Raw genomic sequence first — 6,377 nt, forward strand, 5'->3', positions numbered from 1 at the left:
CTGGGTCTCCTCAATCCTTCGGTGTAATCGTGACCGTCGCCGCGCGGGCGCGCTCGCTGATCATTGGCGCGAGATATGGGCTCGTGCTGTATTTGCGGCGGTAGGCCTCATCGATCCGATCGTTTGCCGCCCTATCCACCGGCTCGAAGGAGACTTCCTTCGTCATGCCGGCCGCGGCGATGCGTCCGGCCTTCTGGCGGATGGCGGCCTGATACCATCGCGATTTCTGGCCGTTATAGCCGCGAACATAGAGATCGCCGTCGACAACCACCGACCAGATCCAGGTCGGGGTGCCGTAGGTCTTGCCGTCCTCGCGGAACGGCGCGATGTGCAGGTCGTCGCTTTGCGCGATCCGCTGCAATTCCTGATCTTGCCATGACATGGCAGGCTTCCCTTTAGTCGATGTGTTTGATCGTGATCCTGACCAGCCGGCGTGCCAGAGGACGCCGAGGCCGGTGTCGATCAGCTTGCGCGCTTGATTGGCTCAGCCGGCGTATTGCTTGTCCGAAACCTGCTCCATCCAGTCGACGACCTTGCCGTTCTGAACCTCCTGGATCGCGATATGCGTCATGGCTGTCTCGGGACCGGCGCCATGCCAGTGCTTCTCGCCGGGGGCGATCCAGACCACGTCGCCCGGCCGGATGTCCTCGATCGACCCGCCCCAGCGCTGCACGCGACCGACGCCCGAGGTGACGATGAGCGTCTGGCCGAGGACATGCGTGTGCCACGCCGTGCGTGCCCCTGGCTCGAAGGTAACGTGCCCACCCTGGACGCGTTCCAGCGCATGCGGATTGAACAGCGGGTCGACGCGGACCGTGCCGGTGAACCAGTCGGTCGGCCCCTTGCTCGACGGACGAGAGCCTGCGCGCATGATTTCCAAGGGACTTTCTCCAATTCCTTTGCGCCCTTCCGTGAGGGCGGTTTTGAAATCGGAATCTAGCCAAAGCGGGACCATCGGATTAGTGGGTATAATGTTCATGCGGTTGTGAGCGAGATTCATAAATGCCGAGAGAACGCATTAACGACATGATCGCTTTCGTGGCGGTCGCCCGCGAGCGCAGCTTTACCAGGGCAGCCGCCAACCTCGGCGTGACGCCTTCGGCCCTCAGTCATACGATCAAGGGCCTGGAGGAGAAGTTGGGGATCAGGCTGCTGGCACGCACCACCCGTAACGTCGCGCCAACGGAAGCAGGCGAGCGGCTCATGCGAGCCATCAGTCCGCATTTCGACCAGATCGAAGCCGAAATTGTCGCGCTCAGCGAACTGCGGGACAAGCCGGCCGGTACGGTGCGCATAACCTGCAACGACTATGTGATCGACACCATCTTCCGTCCGACGCTCGCGACCTTCCTGCGCGAATATCCCGACATCCATGTCGAGCTAAACATAGACTACGGTTTCACCGACATCATTGAGCAACGGTTCGACGCCGGTGTCCGGCTTGGCGAGGCCGTCAGCAAGGACATGATCGCCGCGCGCATCGGCCCCGACTGGCGTTTTGCCGTTGTTGGCTCGCCTGCCTACTTCGAGCGGCGCTCGCAGCCGGAAACCCCTCAGGATCTCACCAACCACAATTGCATCAACCAGCGCCTGAACAGCGCCGGAGGGCTCTATGCCTGGGAGTTCGAGAAGAATGGCCGAGAGCTGCGCGTGAGGGTCGAGGGCAGCCTCACCTTCAACAGCGCCGTGCCTATCCTCAATGCCGCCATTGACGGTCTGGGCCTGGGCTTTGTGCCGGAGGACCTGGCACGGCCACGTATCGCCGACGGACAACTGGTCGAGGTACTGGCCGACTGGTGCCCGAAGCTCCAGGGCTATCACCTCTACTATCCCAACCGTCGCCAGGCTTCGCCCGCGTTCGCGTTGCTGCTTGAGGCACTGCGCTACCGACAGTAGGCAAGAAATTGCTGCGCCGAGCGAAACCGGGCATGTCGATGGCCTCTTGCCATGGCCGAATCCTTCGCATAATCTCACTTGAGAAAACCTTTTCCCAAACCGCGCCTTCGCTCACTGCCCTCACCGGTCGGTACTGAGCAGGGCGACAAGAGAAAACCTTTTCCCAACTAAGGAATCCGCGTCGCAGAATGGTTTCCGATGCCTCGCCAGCGCCCGCAAAAACCCCGGTCACCTTGCGTGAGGTGGCCTCAGTCGCCGGCGTCAGTGTCGCCACGGCCTCCAAGGCGCTGAACGGACAGGGGCGCATGACCGCCGAGACGCGCGAGCGTATTCGCGAGACGGCGCAGCGGCTCGGCTTCCGGCCGAACAGCCTGGCGCAGAGCCTGTTGCGCAAGCGCTCCTTCACCGTCGGGCTGCTTACCAACGATACCTATGGCCGCTTCTCGCTGCCGCTGATGGCCGGCGTCTCCGACGCGCTGGTCGATGCCGGCGTCTCGGTGTTCCTGTGCAATGTCGAGGACGACCAGCGGCTCGGCCAGCTGCATGTCGAGGCCATGCTCGACAAGCGCGTCGACGGCATCATTGCCACCGGCAAGCGCATCGACCGCCACCTGCCGGTCGACCTCGCCAATTTGCGCATCCCGGTGATCTACGCCTTCACACAGCCCGATCCCGACGCCATCGGCTTCGAATCCGACGATGCCGGCGGGGCGCGGCTGGCGGTCGAGCATTTTTGCGCGCTTGGGCGCCGGCGCATTGCCCATGTCAGCGGTCCCGCGAGCTTCGCCGTGGTGCATGAGCGCGCCCGGGCCTACCGCGAGGTGCTGACCGAGCATGGCTTGCCGGTTGCCGAGCCGCTGCTCGGACACTGGTCGGAAGCCTGGGGGCATGAGGCGGTCGCAAGACTGTTCGACGGCAAGGCGGGCAGGGGGGAGAAACCTGACGCCGTCTTCTGCGGCAACGACCAGATCGCGCGCGGCGTCATCGATGCGCTGCGCGAGCGCGGCATCGGCGTGCCCGGCGATGTCGGCGTCATCGGCTTCGACAATTGGGAGATCGTCGCCGAGGCGACGCGGCCGCCACTGACCTCGGTCGACATGAACCTGGCAACCCTTGGCCGCGAGGCCGGGCTTGCGCTGCTTTCGCTCGTCGGCGGCCAACCGGCCGCGCCGGGCATCCGAAAACTGCCGTGCCGGCTGGTGGTGCGTCAGTCATGCGGCCGTCCGCCAGACGGGTGAGACAGGCTGCGGCTTACCGGTCAACCGGGAGCGCGGCCGAACAGGGAGGAGAACCATGAGGAGGAAAACCATGAAGACCATGATTGCCGGGCTTGCCTTCGCCGCGAGCATCTTTGCTCTGCCCGCCATGGCCGCCGACACCGCCAACATCTGGGTGCGCGCCGACGGCTCGAATTTCATGCCGCGCATCGTCGACGCCTTCAACAAGGCGCATGAGAACCAGATCAAGCTCGACATCATCCCCAATGCCGAGATCATTCCGAAATATGGCGCCGCCGCCGCCGGCGGCACCGCGCCAGACGCGCTGTCGCTCGACCTGATCTACACGCCGGCCTTTTCCGCCGCCGGCCAGTTGGAAGACATCACCGACTGGGCGAAGTCGCTGCCCTATTTCGCCAGCCTGTCGCCGGCGCACGTCAAGACCGGCACCTACAAGGGCCGCATCTACGGCCTGCCGTTCTCGGCCGACAGCTCGGTGCTGATCTGGAACAAGAAGCTGTTCAAGCAGGCCGGGCTCAACCCCGAAAAAGGCCCGACCAACTGGGCCGAAATTGAAGCCGACGCCGAGAAGGTCAACGCGCTCGGGGGCGACATCAAGGGCTTCTATTTCTCCGGCAATTGCGGCGGCTGCAACATCTTCACCTTCACGCCACTGGTCTGGGCCTCGGGCGGTGACATCCTCTCCGAGGACGGCTCCAAGGCGACGCTGGACAGCCCGCAACTGCGCGGCGCCATCGACCTCTACCGCTCGATGGTCAAGAAGGATCTGGTGCCTTCAGGCGCGCAGACCGACACCGGCTCCAATTTTTTTGCCGCCTTCGCCGCCGGCAATATCGGCATCTCGCCCTCGGGCGCGTTCGCCATCGGCGCGCTCAACACGCAGTATCCTGATGTCGATTACGGCGTCACCTTCCTGCCGGGCAAGGATGGCGCCTGGTCATCCTTCGCCGGCGGCGACAATTTCGTCGTCACCAAGGGCACCACAAAGCTCGCCGTGGTGAAGGAGTTTCTCGACTTCGCCTATTCGCTCGAGGGTCAGACCATCCTCGCCAAATACGGCAGCCTGCCGGTGCGCGGCGACATCGCCAAGGAGGCGCTGAAGGATCTCGACCCGCGCTACCAGATCGCCGCCGAGGCGATGGCCAAGGGACGCACGCCCTATTCGGTGGTGTTCAACGATTTGATCAACTCCGCCAACGGCCCGTGGACGCAGATGGTCAACGAGGTCTTCTTCGGCGACGATGTCGACGGCGCGATCGCCAACGCGCAGGAGACCATGCAGTCGATCATCGACCAGGCGCCGCAGAAATAGGCGACACCGCCCACCTCCCCCTTGAGGGGAGGTCGGACCGCAGGTCCGGGTGGGGTCGTCTGCGCAGTGCTCAACGCTACTTTTCGTCGGCGCGCTGCGCAGAGGACCCCACCCCCGGCCTGCGGCCGGACCCTCCCCTCAAGGGGGAGGGGGACGCCGCGCCAACGGAAGAGCAGTCATGACATCGATCACAGCAGCAACCTCCGCCCCAGCCCGCCCGCGAAAACTGGTCGGTGCCGGCCGCCGGCAGTGGATCGGCCTGCTCTATGTCGCGCCCGCCGTGGCGCTGGTAGTTGTCTTTTTCATCATCCCGCTCGGCATGACGGCGTGGATGTCGTTGCACAACTGGCCGCTGATGGGCGAGCACAGCTACATCGGCCTCGATAATTATTGGGCGATCCTGCGCGACACCAGGTTCTGGAATGCCCTGCGCTTCACCGGCCTCTACACGGTGGTGGTGACGATCGCGATCTTTTCCGTCGCCTTTCCGCTGGCGCTGTTCATCGAGCGTCCCCGGCGGCTCACCGCCTTCTACCGTACGTCCTTCTTCATGCCGGCCGTCATCGGCTTTGCTTCGGCGAGCCTGCTCTGGTCGTGGCTGCTCAATGTCGATTCCGGCCTGTTCAGCCCGACCGCTTACGACCTCGGCCTGACCGGGAAGAAATTCAACCTTCTGGCCACCTTCCAGCCGGCCTTCTGGTCGATCATCGCCATGGTCGTGTGGAAGGTGGCTGGCTTCACCATGATCATCCTGATGACCGGCCTGCAGTCGATCCCGACCGATCTGCAGGAGGCGGCGATGATCGATGGTGCTGGACCCTTCGCGCGCTTTCGCGCCATCACGCTGCCGCTGATGCGCCGCACCCTGGCGCTGGCGTTGATCCTGTCGGTCGCGGGCTCGATCCTCGCCTTCGACCAGTTCTACATCATCCTGCGCGGTGGCCCGCGCAATCAGACGCTGACCGCCGTCTACTGGATCTTCAACCAGTCCTTCGTGTCGTTCAAGCTGGGCTATGGCGCCGCACTGTCGATGATCCTGCTCGCCATCCTGGTCGCGCTCAGCACGTTCCAGCTCTGGCTGCTGCGCAAGCCCGAGGGGGTCGACTGATGGCGCAGGCAAGAAGCCGCAACAGCCGCCTGCGCCTCGGCATCGCCGAGCACGCGACCGGCATGATCGCCTCGGTGCTGTTCCTGGCGCCGATCGTCTGGACGGTGCTGTCTGCCTTCAAGCCGTCGCAGGAGGCGCGCCTGCCGCCGCTGCCGCCCTGGCCGACCACCGGCTTCTCGGTCGAAAATTACGGCACGCTCAACACGTTCGGTGACGGGCTCTGGCTGCCGGCGCAAAACAGCATCTACGTCTCGGTGATGACGGTCGTGTTTTCCGTCATCGTCAGCGTGCTTGCCGGCTACGGCTTCTCGCGCTTCCGCTTTCCCTTCAAGGACCTGCTCTTCGTCGTCATCCTGTCGACGATCATGATCCCGTTCCAGTCGATCCTGACGCCGATCTTCCTGGTGCTGACCAAGGTCGGCCTGCACAACACGCTGACCGGGCTGGTCTGCGTCTATGTCACGCTGCAGCTGCCGTTCTCGATCTTCATGATGCGCAACGCCTTCGACGCGGTGCCGCGCGAGATCGAGGAGGCGGCCCGCATGGACGGCGCCAACAATCTCACCATGCTGCTGAAGGTGATGCTGCCTTTGGTCTGGCCCGGCATCGTCACCATCGCGCTGTTCGCCTTCCTCGGCGCCTGGAACGAGTTCCTGGCCGCCCTGGTGCTGATGACCGACCAGTCGAAATTCACGCTGCCGATCATGATGACGGCACTTCAGTCCGGCCGCTTCGGCGCCATCGACTGGGGCGCCGTGGGCGGATTCAACCGGTCGTCGCAACACCCTCGATCATATCTTGTTTGAGCAACTGGTCGAGAGCC

At 64.0% G+C, this 6,377-nt stretch carries 7 protein-coding genes; 5 read left to right on the forward strand and 2 right to left on the reverse strand.

Going from position 1 to position 6,377, the window contains the following annotated elements; all coding sequences use genetic code 11:
• Nucleotides 1-10: 10 nt before the first annotated feature.
• Nucleotides 11-382: a DUF2255 family protein gene (locus tag ACWTU9_RS29895; RefSeq protein WP_455861454.1), complete on the reverse strand. Its 372-nt coding sequence runs from the start codon at nt 380-382 to the stop codon at nt 11-13.
• A 102-nt stretch (nt 383-484) separates the two neighbouring features.
• Nucleotides 485-880, reverse strand: a complete 396-nt coding sequence (locus tag ACWTU9_RS29900; protein ID WP_455861455.1) for a (R)-mandelonitrile lyase — start codon at nt 878-880, stop codon at nt 485-487.
• A gap of 122 nt (nt 881-1,002) precedes the next feature.
• Between ACWTU9_RS29900 and ACWTU9_RS29905 the strand changes: the two genes are divergently transcribed.
• From ACWTU9_RS29905 to ACWTU9_RS29925, 5 genes are all read left to right on the forward strand, one after another.
• Nucleotides 1,003-1,896, forward strand: coding sequence for a LysR family transcriptional regulator (locus ACWTU9_RS29905; protein WP_454576816.1), 894 nt, complete (start codon nt 1,003-1,005; stop codon nt 1,894-1,896).
• Between the two features lie 188 nt (nt 1,897-2,084).
• Complete coding sequence (locus ACWTU9_RS29910; protein WP_455861456.1) at nt 2,085-3,134, forward strand: LacI family DNA-binding transcriptional regulator; 1,050 nt, start codon at nt 2,085-2,087, stop codon at nt 3,132-3,134.
• 70 nt (nt 3,135-3,204) lie between these two features.
• Complete coding sequence (locus ACWTU9_RS29915) at nt 3,205-4,446, forward strand: ABC transporter substrate-binding protein (RefSeq protein ID WP_455861457.1); 1,242 nt, start codon at nt 3,205-3,207, stop codon at nt 4,444-4,446.
• A 178-nt stretch (nt 4,447-4,624) separates the two neighbouring features.
• The gene (locus ACWTU9_RS29920) at nt 4,625-5,554 is read left to right on the forward strand and encodes a carbohydrate ABC transporter permease (protein ID WP_455861458.1); all 930 of its coding nucleotides are present in this window, start codon (nt 4,625-4,627) and stop codon (nt 5,552-5,554) included.
• Complete coding sequence (locus ACWTU9_RS29925) at nt 5,554-6,360, forward strand: carbohydrate ABC transporter permease (protein ID WP_455861459.1); 807 nt, start codon at nt 5,554-5,556, stop codon at nt 6,358-6,360. The genes ACWTU9_RS29920 and ACWTU9_RS29925 overlap by 1 nt, the downstream gene beginning before the upstream one ends.
• The last annotated feature ends 17 nt before the right edge of the window (nt 6,361-6,377 follow it).

The sequence above is a fragment of the Mesorhizobium sp. 128a genome (assembly GCF_053848025.1).